Source organism: uncultured Thiodictyon sp. (assembly GCA_903837595.1).
Classification (GTDB): domain Bacteria; phylum Pseudomonadota; class Gammaproteobacteria; order Chromatiales; family Chromatiaceae; genus Thiodictyon.
In genome coordinates this window covers 20499-38591 of record CAILVI010000349.1, presented here as the reverse complement: position 1 = coordinate 38591, position 18093 = coordinate 20499, and the positions used below count along the sequence as shown (strand labels likewise).

The following is an 18093-nucleotide window of genomic DNA, read 5'->3' as shown; positions in this document are numbered from 1 at the left end:
GGACGGTCGGCGCTCCCAGGCGCGCGTCTACCGCCCCCACCGATCGCATCACCCGTCGCGGGTGCGTGTTATGATCAAGATTGTGCTGCGCCGTCCCGCGGACGACGGAGCGAAGTTTACAAAACATTACAATTGCTTGGACGTTTTCACAGCGCGTGTGCCGCGGCCCCCTGCGGCGCACCCGGCAACGGTCTGCGACTGGATTGTGTTCTGCGCGCCTTCTTAAGACCTGTGCGTCCCGGCATTTCCGCATCTCCAGCGGTCCCAAGCATGCAGGTCAGGTCTATGCCAGAGTCTCACGGTCCTTATCGCACACTGCCGGGTCGCCGCTATCCGCCGGGCGCCACCCTGGAGGAGCACGGGATCAATTTTTCGGTCTACAGCCGCCACGCGGTGGGCGCCGAGTTGCTGCTCTACGCCGCGGCCGACAGTGCTGAGCCCTTCCAGGTCATCCGCCTGGACCCGGAGGTCAACCACAGCTTCTTCTCCTGGCACCTGCTGGTGGTGGACCTGCCGCCCGGCACCCATTACACCTGGCGCATGGACGGCCCCAATGACCCGCGCGGCCACGGCTGGCGTTTCGACCCCAGCATCGAGCTCCTCGACCCCTGGGCGCGTGCGGTCAATCCGTGCGCCTGGGATCGCGCGCGCCGCGCTGCCGATGGTGTCAGACCCCACGATTCACCGCGCGCCGTGGTGCTCGCCGATGACTATGACTGGTGTGGGGACACCACCCTGCGGGTGTCCTCCGAGCAGATGATCATCTACGAACTGCATGTCGGGGGCTTTACCCGCCACCCGTCCGCCGCCGTGCGCCACCCCGGGACCTTTGCGGGGCTCATCGAGAAGGTCCCCTATCTCAAGGGGCTGGGCATCAGCCATGTGGAGCTGATGCCGCTCATGGCCTTCGACGAGCAGGACGTGCCCCCGGGTGTGGGGGCGGCGGGTTTAAGGAATTTCTGGGGCTATAGCAGCTACGGCTTTTTCTCGCCGCACCCGGGCTATTGTGTGACGCCGGAACTGGGCAGCCACCGCCGGGAGTTCCGCGACCTGGTGCGCGCGCTGCACAAGGCCGGGATCGGGGTCATCCTGGACGTCGTCTTCAACCATACCTGCGAGGGCAATGGCCGCGGTCCAACCCTGTCATTTAAGGGGTTCGGCAACGAGACCTTCTACTGCTTGGATCAGCTCGACAAGTCCATGTATCTGGACTATACCGGCTGCGGCAACACCGTCAACGCCAATCACCCCTTCGTCGCCCGCTACATCCTGGATTGCCTGGAGTATTGGGTGCGCGAGATGCATGTCGACGGCTTCCGCTTCGACCTGGCCAGCGCGATGGCGCGCGATGGGCATGGACAGCCGATGGAACACCCGCCGGTGCTGTGGGGAATCGAACTCTCCGATACCCTGGCGGCCGCGAAGATCATCGCCGAGGCCTGGGACGCGGCCGGTCTCTATCAGGTCGGCTCCTTTCCCGGCTACCGCTGGATGGAGTGGAACGGACGCTACCGCGACAGCATCCGGCGCTTCGTGCGCGGCGACCCCGGCCTGATCCCGGAGTTGGCCACGCGGCTCGCCGGCAGCAGCGACCTCTACGGGGGCGATCTGCGCCAACCCATCAACAGTATCAACTTCGTCACCTGTCATGACGGCTTCACCCTCTGGGACCTGGTCTCCTACAATGGCAAGCACAACCTGGCCAATCACGAGGGTAACCGCGACGGCACCGACGATAACCTGAGCTGGAACTGCGGGGTGGAGGGCGACACCACTGACACGCAGGTGCTGGCCCTGCGTCGCCGCCAGGCCAAGAACCTGCTCGCGCTCCTGTTCCTGAGCCAGGGTATCCCGATGTTATTGGCCGGCGATGAAGTCCTCCGCGCCCAGTCGGGCAACAACAATGTCTGGTGCCAGAACAATGCACTCGGCTGGTTCGACTGGTCGCTGTTGGAGACCAATCGCGAGCACTTGCGCTTCGTGCGCGGTCTGATTGCACTGCGCAAACGCCACCCGAGCCTGCGGCGGCGGCGCTTCCTGGCCGGCCAGCCCCGCCCGGGGGCGGACCTGCCGGACGTGACCTGGCACGGAACCCGGGTCGGGGAGGCGCCTTGGGCGGACCCGGCGGCCCAGGTACTGGCCCTGACGCTGGCACCGGTGGCGCGCACCGAAGAACCGCTCTATATCGCTATGAACATGGCGGTCACCGCGGCGCCATTCGAGTTGCCGGCGCTCACCGGACAGGTCTGGCACTGCGCCCTGGACACCGGCGCCGCCGCGCCGCTGGACCTCATCGGGCCGGCGGACCAGCACCCGCTCGCGCCTGGGGCGCTGTGGGTGGGCGCGCGCAGCGTGGTCGTGCTGGAGGGGCGGCCGGTTGCCGGCGGCGCCACGCTCATTGCGCCTTGAGCACCGCCCGCCCCGTCTGGCGCCTGGGCAGTGGCCGTGCGATCATCGGCACCGGTAGCGCGGCCCCGCCCGGGGTCGGCCGATGCGCGGTAGGGTGACGATGACAGGCAGCACGATCTTTCATGCCCTTGGGCTGCACATGCACCAGCCGCCGGGAAATCTACGGTTACTGATCGAGGCCAACCCCGGTGAGGCGGAGCAGATCATCCGCTGCTACGAGCGCCCGGTCCGCTACGCGGAGCGCTATCCGGACACGGCCCATCTGCATATCGGCTTCTCCGGCGTCCTGTTGGACCAACTGCTCGACCCTGACATCGTCGATCGTTACCGCCATATCCTGGACATCCCCGAGATGCTCGACCGCTACGCCCGGGCGCAGAACATCGAGCTGATCGGTATGGGTCACTATCACCCCATCTTTCCACTCATCCCCCAAGCGGACTGGCCCGAGCAGTTGGCGCGCGCTCGCGCAGCCATGCTGCGCGCCTTTGGCCGCGCGCCGCGGGGCTTCTGGCCGCCCGAGATGGCCTTCACCATGGACATGATCCCGGCCCTGGTCCAGGCCGGTTACGACTATCTGGTGGTGGACGGGGTGCATGTGCGCCCCGAGGACGGCATCACCGACGTCTTTCGCCCCTATCGGGTCTGCCATGAGGGCGTCTGCATCACCGTGGTGCCGCGGGATCGCGAGGTCTCCATGGCCCAGGAGACCGGTCTCGATGTCAGCTGGTTTCAGAACGATGTGCGCTGGCGGGTCGGGGGCTCAGCGCGTCCGCACGAGTCGCGACTGGTCACCACCTGGTCCGATGGCGAGAACGGGGCCTGGGTCCGCCAGCCACACGAGGGGGCGGGGTTTTTCGGTTATTTCTTTGCGCCCTACATGGAGCAGGTGCGTGGCGGCGCGTACCCGATTATGCCGGTCTCCTTGAATGCCTACCTGGCGGACAACCCGCCGGCCGCCCTGGCCCAGGTGCAGACCGGGGCCTGGAACGTCGGCTCCACCTCGGGCTATGACCGCTCCCAGTGGGCGGGTAGTGAACGCCAGCGTGCGGCGGCGACCGCGGTCAGCGACTTGAGCGCCCGCTATTGGGATCTGCGCGAGCGGCTGCCGGCGCAGTGCGTGAGTCCTGCACTGGAGCGCGTCCGCACCCTGATCCTGGAGGCGCAGACCAGTTGCTTCCTGTTCTGGGGCGAGGCCTGGCTACCCCATCTGTACGCGCGTACTGGCCCGGCCGCCGCGCAGCTGAACGAGGTAGAGGCGGCACTCACCGTTGCGGCAGCGCCGGTCCCCCCTCCCGGTGGCGTCGCGCCCCCACCGGGCGCGCTGCCGGCCCCGGCCGCGGCGGTCGCGACACCGGCCGCCATTCCCCAGACTGAGCCCGGTCCGGGCGTGTCGCCGCTGGCGGCAAGCGTCGGGCGCTGACCGCCGGTGATCGGACCTGAGCGCGCGGGTAGGCGGTCGACCTCGGTGCCGGCGATTGATCCCGTTGCCCGGGGGGCTGCCGCGGCTGTCACTGCGGCAGCCAAGACGCCGAGCGGGGCGCGCGACCCGGACGTGGCGCCCCAACCGGCCGAACTGGTCCCCGCGCCGCCGCTGCTAGCGACCGTAGCGGCGCCCGATGGGCTGCATCCGCATTTCCCCGGCCGGGAGCCAGGAACCGGTGTTGTACTCTACGGCAGCCGTCCGGGCACGTTGCGCGCGCATTGGCGTCTGGCGCCGGATGACCTGCGTCGTGCCGGTGGCAGTTTCCCGAGCGGGGGCGGCCACCCCGTGCTGCGGCTGCGCCGTGCGCGTCCTGACGGGGGCGCCGAGCGGGTGGACGAGGCCAGCCTGTTGGCGGTTGTGCGTGAGGGTGCCGGGGAGACCACATTCCCGGTGGCGGCGGATCACGGACGCTATCACGCTGAACTCGGCCTGACCAATGGGGGTGGGGGCTGGTTGTTGCTGGCTCGCTCCAATGAACTGGACAACGTGTCCCCGGTCGGGGTCGATCTCAGGCGTCTGGAGCCCGCCCCGCACCCGCAACCGCAACCGCAACCGCAACCGGGCACGGGTCTCACCGTGGATGACCCGGAGCCCGCGCTGGTAGCAGTGTCCCCTGGGTCGCTGGTGTCGGTCTTCCCGCTGGTGACGATCACGGGGATGGACCGGGTCGACGATGGTGCGGCAGCGTCTTGGGGCGCAGCGACGCCCGTGGGTCGGCTGCCACTGGGCGAGGTTGGGGTGACGGCCCTGGCCCGGCGCTGGGACCTGCCCGCTGCCGACGCGGGCTCCACGCAGTGCGCCCTGGAGGGGCGCCCGGTGCGCCTGCCGCGGCCCGGGGAGTCTGACGTGGGGCCGGGCTTGGTGTCCCCGGTCCTGTCCCCGGTCCCGACCGACGCGGTGACCTTTTCCCCGCTCACACCCTTGGCCTATGGACATCCCCCGAGCGCGGTGGCGGGTCTCCAGGTCGAGGCCGAACTGCGGATCACTGGACAGGCCGCGCCCGGCAGTCTGATCGATCTGTTCGGTCAGCCCTTCCGGGTCGGGCCCGGGGGCCGTTTCCAACTGGTGGTGCGGGTGGACGACCCAGCGCTGCTGCGCCAGGCACTGGCGCTCAATCCGCCGCCCGAATTGACCCTGACGCGGGACCAGTGAGCCAAAGTCCAAGCATTGGCTATACCAGGACGCACAGACGCTAAAGGAAAACGATGTATATTGCCATGGTCAGCGCCGAGTGCGCACCGATCGCGAAGGCCGGCGGCCTCGGGGACTTCGTCCAGGGGCTGGCGCGCGAGTTGTCGCTGCGCGGTAACCAGGTCGAGGTCTTTCTCCCCAAATACGATTGCCTGCGCTTCGAGTGCATCCAGGGCATGACCCAGGTCTATCGCGACCTGTGGGTGCCCTATTATGACCAATCGGTTCGCTGTGACGTCGAGTATGGCGAGGTCGACGCACTCAAGTGCTATTTCATCGTCGAGCACGCCCGCGAGAATTTCTTCGGGCGCGGTAAGATTTACGGGGAGCCGGACGACCCCCACCGCTTCGCCTTCTTTTGCCGGGCGGTGCTCGAATTCATGCTGAAATCCGACCGGCACCCGGACGTGATTCACTGCCACGACTGGCAGACCGGCTTGGTTCCGGTCTTGCTCTATGAGGTCTGTCAGGGCCTGGGACTGACCCACACCCGCGCCTGCTACACCCTGCACAATATGGGACACCAGGGCGTGGTGGATGAGTCCGTGTTGCGCCAGGTGGGTCTGAAGCCGGACCGGCTGATGACCATGGAGCGGCTGCTCGACCCGGGTAATCCGCAGGCGGCGAATCTGATAAAGGGCGGGATTGTGTTCGCCAATTTCGTCACGACCGTCTCACCCCGCTACGCCTGGGAGATCGAACATACCGATCAGGGGATGGGGCTCCAGGGTCTGCTTCAGCAGTATGACCGCAAATTCGGCGGGGTCCTGAACGGCATCGACTACACGGTCTGGAATCCGGAGTCGGATACCCATCTTCCGGCCACTTACGGCCCTGACACCCTGCCGCAAAAAGCCTTGAGCAAGAAGGCGTTGCGTGAGCGCCTGGGGCTTGAGGACGCAGCCAAGCCGATCCTCGCGGTGGTCAGCCGGCTCGATCGTCAGAAGGGCGTGGATCTGATCCGCCGGGCCATCTATTTCGCCCTGGAGAGTGGTTGCCAGTTCGTGCTCCTGGGGTCAGCCCCGGAACCGGCAGTGAACGACCAGTTTTGGCGCATCAAGCGGGAACTCGAGTCAAGCCCCGATTGTCACCTGGAACTCGGCTATGACGAGGAGCTCGCGCACCTGATCTACGGCGGAGCCGACATGATCCTGATCCCCAGCGTTTACGAGCCCTGCGGCCTGACGCAGATGATCGCCATGAAATACGGCATGGTCCCCATCGTGCGGCGGGTTGGCGGTCTGGCCGATACGGTGTTCGACGCCAATTATTCGGACAAGCCATTCGAGGAGCGCAACGGCTACGTGTTTGATGAATTGACCGAGGCCGCCATGGAGGCGGCGATGGGCCGCGCCATCGGTCTGTGGTTCCGCTTTCCGGAGTATTTCAGTCAGTTGCGGGTAAACGGCATGCGTGCCGATAACTCATGGAATAAGCCCGGACAGCAGTATCTCGATATCTATCATCACCTGCGTGGCTGATGCCGCCCAAACGCTCGTGACACCGCCCCAGCGGTGTCACGCAGGTGTTGGGCGCTGTGCGCCCCGAGGCCGGCGGCTGGCAAATGGACAGGATTAACAGGATTTCGCAGGATTTACAGGATTCTTAGCGTGACTGAATATTGACGGGATGTGCCATTTTCTCATCCTGTTAATCCTGGATAATCTTGTTGATCCTGTCCGCTTATTCTCAGACCAGCTCCGACCTCGCGGTTTGATTCCTTGTTACCCGCTGCAACCGCTAACAGAATCCCATGTCCCACCCAATCCCCGTTCTGCCCTATGAACTCTATCGCGCCGACCAAGCGCGTGCCCTGGACCGTGCGGCCATCGCGGTTCACGCCATCAGCGGCATCGAACTGATGAACCGCGCCGGCCGCGCCGCCTATGACTTGTTGCGCAGCCGTTGGCCCGACGCAGCGCGGTTGACGGTGCTCACTGGCCTGGGTAACAACGGCGGCGACGGCTATGTCATCGCCCGTCTCGCGCGGGCGGATGGTCTGGCGGTGCGCGTGCTGCAAATCGGCGATGCCGCTCGGGTGGGTGGCGACGCCGCCCTGGCCCTCGCCGCCTACCGCGCGTCCGGTGGTCCGATTGAGCCCTTCGTGGATGTACCCGAGCACCCCGGCGTTATCGTCGACGCGTTGTTCGGCACCGGGCTCGACCGGCCGGTGACTGGTCCTTGGGCCGCGGCCATCGCCGCGGTCAACGCGAGTCATGCCCCGGTGCTGGCTATCGACATCCCCTCCGGGCTGGCGTCGGACACCGGCGCCGTGCTCGGGGACGCGGTGCGTGCCGATGCCACCATCACCTTCATCGGCCTCAAGCAGGGCCTCTTCACCGGGGCCGCACCGGACGTCAGTGGCGCCGTCTATTTCGACTCACTGGCGGTCCCGGCGGCAGTCTATGCCGGGGTGGTAGCGTCTGCACGGCGGATCGACTGGATCGCGCAGTCGGCCCGCCTCACCCCGCGACGGCGTGCCGCCCATAAAGGGGACTTCGGCCAGGTCCTGGTGATCGGCGGTGCCCCCGGCATGTCCGGTGCCGCCCGCCTGGCCGGGGAGGCCGCGCTGCGCGCTGGGGCCGGGCTGGTCACGGTGGCCACCCACCCGGATCATGCCGCGCAGCTTAACCTCACCCGGCCCGAACTCATGGTCAGCCCGGTGGATGACCCCGGGTCACTGGATGCGCTGATCGCGCGGGCCACGGTCATCGCCATCGGCCCGGGCTTGGGGCGTGGCCCCTGGGCGCGTCGGCTCTGGGAGCGGGTGCGCGGGTGCGGCAAGCCCCTGGTGGTCGATGCCGATGCGCTGAACCTGCTGTCCGAGTCACCCGCGCCGAATCCGGACTGGGTCCTGACCCCCCACCCGGGCGAGGCCGCCCGCCTGCTCGGATGCACTAAGGCCCAGATCGGCCAGGACCGCTTTGCGGCGGTGCATGAGATCCAGCGGCGCTATGGCGGCGTGGTGGTCCTGAAGGGTGCCGGCACCCTGGTCCAGGGCGACCCCGAGCGCACGCCCGCGCTCTGTACCGACGGCAACCCCGGGATGGCCACGGCCGGCGCCGGGGACGTGCTGACCGGCGTGATCGCGGCCCTGTTGGCTCAAGGCGGTGCTCTGGGACTGGACGCCCAGGCCGCCGCCTGCCTCGGCGTCTGTCTCCACGCCGCGGCCGGGGATCGCGCGGCCCGCGACGGGGAGCGCGGCCTGATCGCCGGCGATGTCTTGGCCGCGCTGCGTCCGATTTCCAATGGAGTCGACAATGGTGAGGCTACGGTGGGGCCGCGGTGATGGACATCCTGCTCCCCGACGCCGACGCCCAAACCGCCTTCGGTGCTCGTCTGGCCGCCGTCCTGCCCAGCCAGGTTGTCATCTATCTGCGCGGGGATCTCGGTACCGGCAAGACCACCCTGGCCCGCGGCATCCTGCGTGGCCTGGGCCACCAGGGCCCCGCCCGCAGCCCCACCTACACCCTGATCGAGCCCTACGAAATCGGCCCCCGCCGGGTCTATCACCTCGACCTCTATCGCCTCGCCGACCCCGAAGAACTGGAGTATCTCGGTCTGCGCGACTTCTTGAGTGACGAGGCCCTCTGGCTGGTCGAATGGCCCGAGCGCGGCGCCGGTCTGCTGCCGGCGGCGGACCTCATCATTGAAATCGCGTACATTGTTGAGGGGCGGAAATTGACCTTGATCCCAAAAAATGAGGTGTCACAGGCATTGATCGAGGCTCTTAACCCTCGATCATGACGGGAGGTCACAGCACTATAGCTTAACTCTCAGTTCGTTATGCCGATGCATGCAACGCCAACTGTTGGTTCATGAAATTGACGGTGTTTATGTATTTTGCTTGCACCTCTGCGGGTAGTGAGGAAAACGGACCAAAGCTGCGTTCAAACGCCTGGTAAAAGTGCGCGACCGATATCGGTGGAGTGATTTTGAGGTCGTGAGCGAAAATGGCGGGCCAGTTGATGACGGAACGTTGTTCAGTGCCCGTGTTTTTTACGGGCACTGGCCATTTCACAATGATGTCGCTAGCGCCGCTTTTCATGTCTAACTTATTAGCCTGTTGCTGGATCGAGTCGGCCAGAGAAATGCCGATCCACTGGGCTGCCTCGCCAATGCGATACGCCTCGATAAGTGCGGGGCCTGCATACATCGAAAGCTCAGTATTGAAGAAAAATTTCCCGCAAGACAAGCCGGCCCGTATCGGGACACATCGATAAAGCGCTTTATGAAAGATTTCGCCCAGCAGTATTATCATATATCGTAACTCGCTATCGGATGCCCCCTTTGTAAATAAAATAATTGTGTCTGAAAATGTGGCGGATTGAATTACTTGAGAAGCTGCGATTGCTTTCTTGGAGTGAAGATTTACCATTCCGAGGTTCATTATGTGATCTCTGGCGGCTACGAGATCGGACAGCATCCCCCATGCTTCCTCTGCGTCGTGCTCCATGATGGCAGACATTCCCAGGATATCTATGTGAGCAACGAATCGAAGATGTTGGCGGTCCATCAGCTAAACCTCTTAGCGAAAATAAGTGCTTGTGTTTATCCGCGGCGATGCGGAGAGAACCATGCAACGTTACTATCTGGGCATAAGCCTTGGGCTCCGGATCGCATACAGCCCTAAGCGATTTTCAAGCTTAGACTCCTTTAGAGCAAATGTATAGTCAACTCTTGATTTCCGGAAAATTCCCTCTAATCGGGGCTGACTGCGCTTTCATACAGCTGTTTTCCTGATTGAAAATCGCCTCCAGACTATCAGCGGTGAGTATGCGATCGGACCAGTGCAGTAGGGTCTCGGTATCGGCCTCCAGAAGCTGTTGCCTTACTGGTTCGCTCTGAGGGCCGAATTTGCTTTCGATCAGCCTCAGGAGGATCTTGGCCTCGCCCCGTTGCTCGCCGCGCTTTTCTCCCTGTTCGATGTAACGTTCGATGAAGGTCTGCATGATGGGGTCTCCGGTTGGGGTCTGTTCCAGCAGCGTTCGGATTTGCTGCTCGTCTACGCGCCGAGTGCCCTGGACAAAGTATCGCAACAGCGACTCGAGGATCTACAAGGCGCTCGCCTTGTCGCTGACGTGCTCAATCAGCGCGAGCAACTCGCTCAGCCGCTCGATGGGTTCGTCGCTGAAGATGCCGCGCATCGCCAATTGGACCAGTCGGGTCATGACATCGCCCTTGATTTCGGCGTTGGTCCGCGCCGAGATGTCGTGTAGGGCGTAGCAAAATTGGGGCACGAAGGGGGCCAGTGCCGGTGGCAATGGGCGGACCAGTGCGTGGAAGTCGGCCGGTACCCGCCAGCGCCGTTCGCCATGGTAGATGACCGGAGGATAGATCGGCGGGAGGTGCCGGGCCTCTGGGTGCTGCTTGCGGAATTGATCGCCTTCTGCCGTGATGTAGCGCAGCAGTTGCAGGAGGGTCCAGTGCTCGGGGCTGCTCTTGTGCTCAAACAGGAGGTAGATCACCAATTCAGCGTCATGAGGTCCCACGCGGTAAACCAGGTCAGAGTAGGTCGAGCGCAGTTCTTTCGAGACGTAGGTGTCCTTGGAGAACTCCAGCGTGTCGAGGTCGATCTCGGCGAGCAACTCCCGCGGCAGATGGTGCCGCAGGAAGTCTTGGGCGATCTCCCGGCGGCCGAAGCTCTCGCGGAAGAAGGCATCGTGAGGGGCGGTGATGTCGTCCATGGGCGATAAGGCTGGTGGCTTCGCTTCCAGAACGCAAGGTGGTCGCAGCGACCGCCAGGATCAGCCGGCGCGGCTGCGACCAGCTGCGCGGTGCGTGCCGCTGATGCACAGCAGTGGACCGGTGGGGGTGCGCCGCACGATCTGGGGCGCAGGATCATCCAATGCGCCGCTTCTCAATCCAGCCTATTGTCCGGTGAGTCCCACCGATCCCGCAAGTCAATAATTTCCGGCAGGATGTCCATGAAGAGCCGCACCAGCCGCGGCTCGAAATGGTGCCCCGCACCCGCTTCCAACAGGCGGATGATCCGCGGCAGCGGCCAGGATTCCTTATAGGGCCGCGGCATCGAGAGTGCATCGAACACGTCGGCCAGGGCGACGATGCGTGCCGCCTCGGGGATGGCCGTGCCGGCCAGTCCCTGGGGATAGCCGCTGCCGTCCCAGTGTTCATGGTGGCAGAGCGCTACCTCGGCGGCCAACGCGAAGACCGGGGCCTGACTGCGACTGAGGATCTCATAGCCAATCCGGGTGTGGCTCTTCATGATTTCCCACTCGGCCGCATCGAGCAGTGCGGGCTTCCTCAGTATCGTGCTTGGAATACCAATTTTACCGGTATCGTGCATCGGGGCGGCCAGCTCGATCAGGGCACAGCGCTCCGGTTCCCAGCCGGCCGCCTTGGCCAGCGCGCGGCTATAGGCAGCCATGCGCCAGATATGCACGCCAGTGTCTGAATCATTGTAGTGACCGGCGGCACCCAGCATGTAGATTGCATCGCAATAGGCCAGTTCGAGTCGGCTGGCGCTTACCAGTGAGAGGTGCGCTCGCACCCGCGCCTTGACGATGGCGGGGCGGACCGGCTTGGTCACATAGTCGACACCGCCGGCATCGAAGCCGGCTTGCTCGTCCTGCTCGCGCGTCTGACCGGTCACGAAAATCACCGGAATGTCCGCGGTGTCAGGTGCCGCCTTGAGCCGACGGCAGACCGCGTAGCCGTCCAGATCCGGCAACTGGACATCAAGTAGAATCAGTGCCGGCTGGTGCTTATCGACCACCCGCAGACAGTCGGCTCCGCTGCGCGCAAAGACCAGTGAATAATCGGTCTTCAGGGTCTCACGCAGCAAGGCCAGGTTGGCTGGTTCGTCATCCACGCACAGGATAGGTCTAATGGTCATCGTGGCACTCCCTCCGGGGCGAGGCTGATCCCCAGGTCTGCCGCGAGCGCGCGTACCTGCGCCTTGGCGGCAAGGAAGTCGAAGGCGTCGACCGGTTCACGCAGCCTGCGCCAAGGGCCGTCCGGCAGTAGCGGCGCGAGCGCGGCCAGGATGGGCTCGGCCTGGTCAGGGTTATCGCGATCCAGCGCGCGCAGCAAGCCTCGCAATAAGGGACCGATGACGACTGAATCGCTGGCCACGGGCGGCGCGTCGGCGGTCTCTGGCGCGACCCCGACCAACGCAGTGATCGCTTGGACGGCCGCCTGGAGCGCCGCCCGTAACTGCTGCTGGCCCGGTGCGCTCGCCCGCCCGGCCTTGATGTCTTGCTCGATCGCTGCGGCAATGCGCGCGACCTTGGGCAGGGCCAAGGTCCCGGCGGCGCCCTTGAGCTTGTGGGCCAGCGCGGCGGCCGCCGGATGCTCGCCCTGGGCCACCAGGGCGGTGATCTCATCCCCCGCCTCCCGGTAAGAGTCAACGAAATAGCGCAGCAGCCGCTGATAGACCGCGTTGTCGCTAATGTTGTGACGCCCCAGTTCCCGGTCCAAGTCCAAGTCCCGGTCCAGCACAGATGCATCCCTACGCGGCGTCGCCAGGGACGCTTCGGGGAGCGTGGACTGCGGCGGCAACCAGTCCAGCAAAATCCTGTAGAGCACCACCGGGTCGACCGGTTTGGTGATGAATCCGTTCATCCCAGCCGCCAGGCAGCGCTCGCGGTCCTCGGTGAAGGCATTGGCGGTCATGGCGATGATCGGCACGGTCTGTCCGCTCGGCAAGGCCCGGATCAGTCGGGCGGCCGCCAGGCCGTCCAGTTCAGGCATCTGCATGTCCATGAGGATCAGTGCATAGGGCTCGCGCTGCGCCATCGCCAAAGCCTCGGCGCCGTTGTTGGCGATTGCGACCTCCAGCCCGACGGCGGCGAGGAGTCCCTGGCTGACCTCCTGGTTGACCGGTTCGTCCTCGGCCAACAGCACCCGGGCGCCGTGGTGAGCCGCGGACAGGGCCGCGGCAGCGGCGGATTCGGAGAAGCTGTCCGGCGCCTCGCGCGACGCGGTTCCCGCCAGCACCCGGCTCAATGCGTCGTGCAGGTCGGAGGGGGTGACTGGTTTGGTCAGGACGGTGGCGAAGCCGACGTCCTGTGCCTGCGCGCGCAGCCGCAGGTCATCATAGGCCGTGACCAGCAGCAGGCGGATGGGCGGCTGGGGCAGCGCTAAGGCCGCGATGCGCCGGGCGGTCTCGATCCCGTCCAGCCCCGGCATGTGACAGTCCAGCAGGACCAGGTGGTAGGGCGGCTCGGCCGCCTTGAGCAGTTCCAGCGTGGCGGCGCCGTTGTCCAGAGCCGTCACCTCCATCCCCCAAGCCGTGAGGATGGCGGCCAGCACCTCCCGTACCGCGGCCTGATCGTCCACCACCAGCGCCCGCCAGCCGCGCAAGCTGATCGGCTGTGGCGGACGCTGCACGGCCCCCGGGACCTTGCCGAGTCGGGTGGTAAAGAAGAAGGTGCTGCCCACGCCGGGCGCGCTGGTGACGCCGACCTCACCGCCCATCAGTTGGATGAGCCGCCGGTTGATCGCCAGGCCCAGGCCGGTGCCGCCATAGCGGCGCGTGGTGGAACTGTCGGCCTGCTCGAAGGCCTCGAACAGCCGGGTGATGTGCTCGGGCGCGATACCGATGCCGGTATCCTGGACCTCAAAGCGCACCAATTGGTCATCCGGGCGGTCTTCCATCACCCGCACCCGCAAGCGGATCGCGCCCTGCTCGGTGAACTTGACCGCGTTGCCCAGAAAATTCAGCAGCACCTGGGTCAGTCGGGTGGGGTCGCCGATGAGCGACGTTGGCGCGATCACCGTGGGGTCCAGGTCCAGGACCAGTTCCAGCCCATTGGCATAGGCCTTCGCGCCGACCAGAGTGCAGACGTGCCGGATCACTGCCTCCAGATTGAGCTCAATGGCTTCGAGGACCAGGCGCTGCTCTTCGACCTTCGCGAGATCGAGGATGTCGTTGATGAGTTGCAACAGGTGCCGGGAGGCCGTGTCGATCTTGCCCAGCTTGTCGCGGCGGGCCGGATCGGGGTCCTCTTGCTGCAAGAGATGAACGAACCCCATGATGGCATTCATCGGCGTGCGGATCTCGTGGCTCATGTTGGCCAGGAAATGGGACTTGGCCTGCGTGGCCAACTCCTCGGCCTCCTTAGCCTTGGCCAGTTCGGCGGTGCGCTGGGCGACCCGCTCCTCCAGTTGGGTGTTGAGGACACGGATCTCCTGCTCGACCCGTTTGCGCTCGGTGATGTCGCGCAGAAAGGCCACGAAGGTGTTGGACTGCGGGTCCGGTGTGGTGCTGACCTCCACATCGATGATGCGACCGTCGCGGGTCCGGTGCCTGGTCTCGAACAGGGCGTAACCCTGCGTGACGATGAGCTGGCTATGCGCGCTGACAGCCGTGTCGTCATGCTCGACATCCAGTTCGGCGATGTGCATGCCGAGCAATTCCTCCCGGGCATAGCCGCTCATCCGTACCCCGGCATCATTCACATCCAGCACCCGGCCGGTGGCGATGTCGACCAGCCAAAAGGCGTCGTTGGTGGTGCCGAGCATCATGGTATAGCGGTCGGATGCCTGCTTGAGCTCCCGCTCGGTCTGTCGGCGTTGTTGCTCACGCTCCAGTGCATCCAGGACGAATGATAGATTGGCGGCGGCCTGCCGCAGCAGGTCAATCTCCTCGTCGCCAAACCGGCCGGGTTGTCGCGAATACAGCATCAGTGTCCCGGCGACCCGTCCGGCGAAGTGGATCGGTAGGCTGATCGCGCTGGCCCAGCCCGCGCGGCTGGCAGCCTGATGCCAAGGCGTCTGCGCATCGCCGGGGAAATCCGCACACACAACCACGCGGTCCTCGCGGATGGCCGTGCCGGCGGGGCCTTGGCCTTCCGGGCGCTCGTCCGCATAGGGGGTGATGCTCCCCAGATAATCCGCGTCATCACCATAAGAGGCGACCGGCAGCACGCGCCGCGTGTCCGCATCGACCCACCCAACCCAGGCCATGGCGAAGTGACTGGTGTCGACGAGGATGGTGCAGATCGACGCGAAGACCTCCTCGCGGGTGGTGCTGTGCAGCAGGGTCTGATTGATCTGGCTCAAGGCCGCGTAGAGGCGGGTGATGCGCTCGATTTCCTGCTCCCGGTCGCGGCGCAACGCGATCTCGGTGCGCGACGCCTGTTCGGCCGCCCGGTAATGGGTTTTCTCCCGGCGCTGCCAGAGGGCCGCGCCGAGCCCTATGAGCACACCCGTCCCGCTCAACATCAGGGCCAGCGTGAGGCCCGCGCGGTTGCGTCCGGGTGCAAAGGCCTCGGCGCTGTCCATCTTGGCGACCAGGAACCAGGGTGAGTCCGGCACGGTTTGGATCGCCGCGACCACCGGCGTGCCGCGGTAGTCCCGCCCGTCGATGATGCCAGTGGCTCCCAGTGCGGCCTTGACCGCGGGAAGCTCGGTGTGGCTCAGTGGATCGCGTCGGCGCAGTTCCGCCCCGGGCGCATAGCGCAACGGGCTCAGGGGTATGACCTGGTCGCCATCCCGATGGCCCAAGAGTATTTCCCCGCTGGTGTTGGGTATCGGCCAACTGGCCAGCAGGGGATAAAGTGATGCGCGCGCGTCGATCAGCAGCCGGATGGCGCCGACCGGCGCACTGTCAGGGGCGGTGTCGCGCCAGAGCGGGGCGATCACGCTCAGATGCGGGAACGGATGCGCCGTGCCCAGGTGCAACTCGGTCAGGACCGCCCGCCGGTCGCGCAACGCCAGGGCCAATGCGGTCGCGTCCTCGCCCGCCAGCGCGCCCTCGGCACCCGTGAGGCTGAGCTCGATCTGCCCGTCCGGGTTCACCAGGCTGACGTCCCGGTAGCGATAATGTTGCTGCAGGCTGCGGAAGTGGGTCAGCAGCCGTTGGGTCGCGGCGGGTTCGGGCTCGGGCGCGGCACGCCAGCGGACAATGGCCTCGGTCAGGAATGGGCTGTCGGTCAGTATCCCGCCATCGCCCAAGCGCTCCGTCCGCCAGGCGACCAGTTGATGGACGGTCAGGTCGCTGATGGTGAATAGATCGTCCTCAAAATCCTGGCGCGATTGATGGAGTTGGAACCGATAGAAGGCGACCGCACCAACGCCGATCGCCATGCACACCGCGATGGCTAACCCGGTGAGCAGCACCCGCCGCGCGCCGGGCGCCAACCGGGTGGGCGGCGGCGCGGCGTTCATGCGTCGGCGCCGGCGAACGGCGGATGACGCAAGACGGGGCGCCGATGGGTAGCGGAGGGCAAGGAGCGGATGGGCGGCATGCTGGTGGTGTTGGGGATTGCTGCAGATACTTGAGTGATACTAGCGCAGACCAGGGCGAACTGCCTGCGTCGGAGTTCTCAGGCCCGCAGATCGCCCCAGAGCGCCTGGAGCACCGCAATGGCGGCCAGCGGTGCGGTCTCGGCGCGCAGGATGCGGGGTCCCAGGCGCACCCCGGTCACCCCATGCCGGGCGGCCAAGTCGCGCTCCCGCGGGCTCAGGCCCCCTTCAGGCCCCACCAGCAGGGTGACTTCAGGCCCCGGCGGTGACCACTGCGCCAGGGCCTGCGGCGCCTGCGGGTCCAACAATAGGGTGTTCGGCGCCGCTAGGCCGAGCCACTCATCCAGGGGCAAGGCGGGCGCCAGGTCGGGGAGGCGGCGACGCCCGGATTGCTCGCAGGCGCCGATCACGATGCCCTGCCAGTGCCCCAGACGGCGTTCGAGGCGTTCGCCCTTGAGCTGGACCATGCTGCGTTCGGTGAACAGGGGCTGGACGGCGGCGACGCCCAGTTCCACGGCCTTCTGGATCGCATAGTCCATGCGCTCGCCGCGCGAGATGCCCAGGGCCAGATGGATGTGCAAGGGGGGCTCGGGCTGCGCTTCACCGACCGCCCCGACCGCCACGGTTGCCCCCGAGCGCGTGACCTCGATGACCTGTGCGGCGCGGTCGCACCCGTCGCCATTGAAGAGCCGCAACGTCTCGCCAGGGGTGAGCCGCAAGACCTGGGTCAGGTGGCGTGCTGGTCCCTCGGGCAGGCGCATTTGTGTGCCTGGGTGCAGGGGGTGATCGAGGTAGATACGGGGGAGGCGCATGGGGTTGGTGCCGACGCTGACGTGGGGGAGGTCACCTTAACCGCAGAAGCCGCGCTTGTCCGCAACGCAAGGCAAGGCAGCGGGCACGCAAGAGCGGTTTGACAGTCAGCCGGCCGAGTCACTACCCTGCGGCAGCGGCAGTTCCAAATTTGGGGAATCGTCGCGTGCTGCTGGTGGATGCGGCGCGCCCGGCTGCTCTGCTCAACCCTTGGAACCGTGCGGCGCGCCTTATCCACCCTACGCCAAGGCTGAACGTGTAGGGTGGATAAGCGCAGCGCATCCACCAGAAATCCGGCTACCGCCCAAATTTGGAACTGCTGCTGCGGCAGTGACACCCCCGCGGTCGGCCCCCAGGTGTGTAAAATGGCGTGCGTCGGCCCTCCAGGGGGCGTGCGTCTGGTCGGCAAGTTCCTGTCTTATTAGTAGATATTTGTGGAACGATCGTTGTTGACCGGTGGAACTTTCCCGGCGGCCAGCCGCCGCATTGAACTGACTGGAGACTCAAGCGCGATGCCAAGCTTTGTGCGGATCGAGAAGTGTGACGGCTGCAAGGGCCTGGCGCGGATCGCCTGCGAGTACATCTGCCCACACGACCTGATGAAACTCGACCGCGACGGCGTCGACACCGGCCACGCCATGAAGGCCTACAATCAGGAGCCGGATCAATGCTGGGAGTGCTACGCCTGTGTGAAGGACTGCCCAACGCAGGCGATCGAGGTCCGGCACTATGCCGATGTCGTCCCGCTGGGCGCCTCAGTGCAGCCCCTGCGCACCAGCGATGCCATCATGTGGACCATCAAGTTCCGCAACGGGACCATGAAGCGTTTCAAGTTCCCCGTGCGCACGGCGGCGGCGGACTCGCTTGACCCCTATGGCGGCAAGCCGGCCGCAGAGCTCGCGAACATCGGCAAGCCCGGTTATTTCACCACCGGGGCGGATGGGCTGCGCGCGGCGGCACCCGATCAGCTCATCCGCACCTAGAGG

The 18093-nt window shown here is 65.6% G+C and carries 13 protein-coding genes; 7 read left to right on the top strand and 6 right to left on the bottom strand.

Annotated features, from left to right (window positions below; translation table 11 throughout):
- Positions 1-285 precede the first annotated feature (285 nt).
- From glgX to tsaE, 6 genes are all read left to right on the top strand, one after another.
- Positions 286-2409: a glycogen debranching protein GlgX gene (glgX, locus tag QZY44_RS20015; protein ID WP_295450721.1), complete on the top strand. Its 2124-nt coding sequence runs from the start codon at positions 286-288 to the stop codon at positions 2407-2409.
- A gap of 100 nt (positions 2410-2509) precedes the next feature.
- On the top strand, positions 2510-3832 hold the full coding sequence (locus QZY44_RS20010) for a glycoside hydrolase family 57 (protein ID WP_295450718.1): 1323 nt from the start codon (positions 2510-2512) through the stop codon (positions 3830-3832).
- A gap of 45 nt (positions 3833-3877) precedes the next feature.
- Entirely contained in the window at positions 3878-5047 is a 1170-nt protein-coding gene (locus QZY44_RS20005; protein WP_295450715.1) for a hypothetical protein, read from the top strand.
- A gap of 53 nt (positions 5048-5100) precedes the next feature.
- Entirely contained in the window at positions 5101-6567 is a 1467-nt protein-coding gene (locus QZY44_RS20000) for a glycogen synthase (RefSeq protein WP_295450712.1), read from the top strand.
- A gap of 272 nt (positions 6568-6839) precedes the next feature.
- Positions 6840-8375, top strand: a complete 1536-nt coding sequence (locus QZY44_RS19995) for an NAD(P)H-hydrate dehydratase (RefSeq protein ID WP_295450709.1) — start codon at positions 6840-6842, stop codon at positions 8373-8375.
- Positions 8375-8833, top strand: coding sequence for a tRNA (adenosine(37)-N6)-threonylcarbamoyltransferase complex ATPase subunit type 1 TsaE (tsaE, locus tag QZY44_RS19990; RefSeq protein ID WP_295450706.1), 459 nt, complete (start codon positions 8375-8377; stop codon positions 8831-8833). The genes QZY44_RS19995 and tsaE overlap by 1 nt, the downstream gene beginning before the upstream one ends.
- Positions 8834-8870: 37 nt before the next feature.
- On the opposite strand, the gene QZY44_RS19985 is transcribed toward tsaE, so the two are convergent.
- From QZY44_RS19985 to QZY44_RS19960, 6 genes are all read right to left on the bottom strand, one after another.
- Entirely contained in the window at positions 8871-9602 is a 732-nt protein-coding gene (locus tag QZY44_RS19985; protein ID WP_295450685.1) for a hypothetical protein, read from the bottom strand.
- A gap of 157 nt (positions 9603-9759) precedes the next feature.
- The gene (locus tag QZY44_RS19980; RefSeq protein ID WP_295450683.1) at positions 9760-10038 is read right to left on the bottom strand and encodes a transposase; all 279 of its coding nucleotides are present in this window, start codon (positions 10036-10038) and stop codon (positions 9760-9762) included.
- Between the two features lie 102 nt (positions 10039-10140).
- Positions 10141-10773: an Rpn family recombination-promoting nuclease/putative transposase gene (locus QZY44_RS19975; protein ID WP_295450681.1), complete on the bottom strand. Its 633-nt coding sequence runs from the start codon at positions 10771-10773 to the stop codon at positions 10141-10143.
- 173 nt (positions 10774-10946) lie between these two features.
- Positions 10947-11942, bottom strand: coding sequence for an HD domain-containing phosphohydrolase (locus QZY44_RS19970; RefSeq protein WP_295450678.1), 996 nt, complete (start codon positions 11940-11942; stop codon positions 10947-10949).
- Positions 11939-16219: a response regulator gene (locus tag QZY44_RS19965; protein WP_295450669.1), complete on the bottom strand. Its 4281-nt coding sequence runs from the start codon at positions 16217-16219 to the stop codon at positions 11939-11941. Before QZY44_RS19965 ends, QZY44_RS19970 begins: the two co-directional genes overlap by 4 nt.
- A gap of 158 nt (positions 16220-16377) precedes the next feature.
- Positions 16378-17109 carry a 16S rRNA (uracil(1498)-N(3))-methyltransferase gene (locus QZY44_RS19960; protein WP_295450666.1) on the bottom strand — a complete coding sequence of 244 codons (732 nt, stop codon included), beginning with the start codon at positions 17107-17109 and terminating at the stop codon, positions 16378-16380.
- A gap of 510 nt (positions 17110-17619) precedes the next feature.
- On the opposite strand from QZY44_RS19960, the gene aprB reads away from it, so the two are divergent.
- The gene (gene aprB / locus QZY44_RS19955; protein ID WP_295450663.1) at positions 17620-18090 is read left to right on the top strand and encodes an adenylyl-sulfate reductase subunit beta; all 471 of its coding nucleotides are present in this window, start codon (positions 17620-17622) and stop codon (positions 18088-18090) included.
- Positions 18091-18093: the final 3 nt, after the last annotated feature.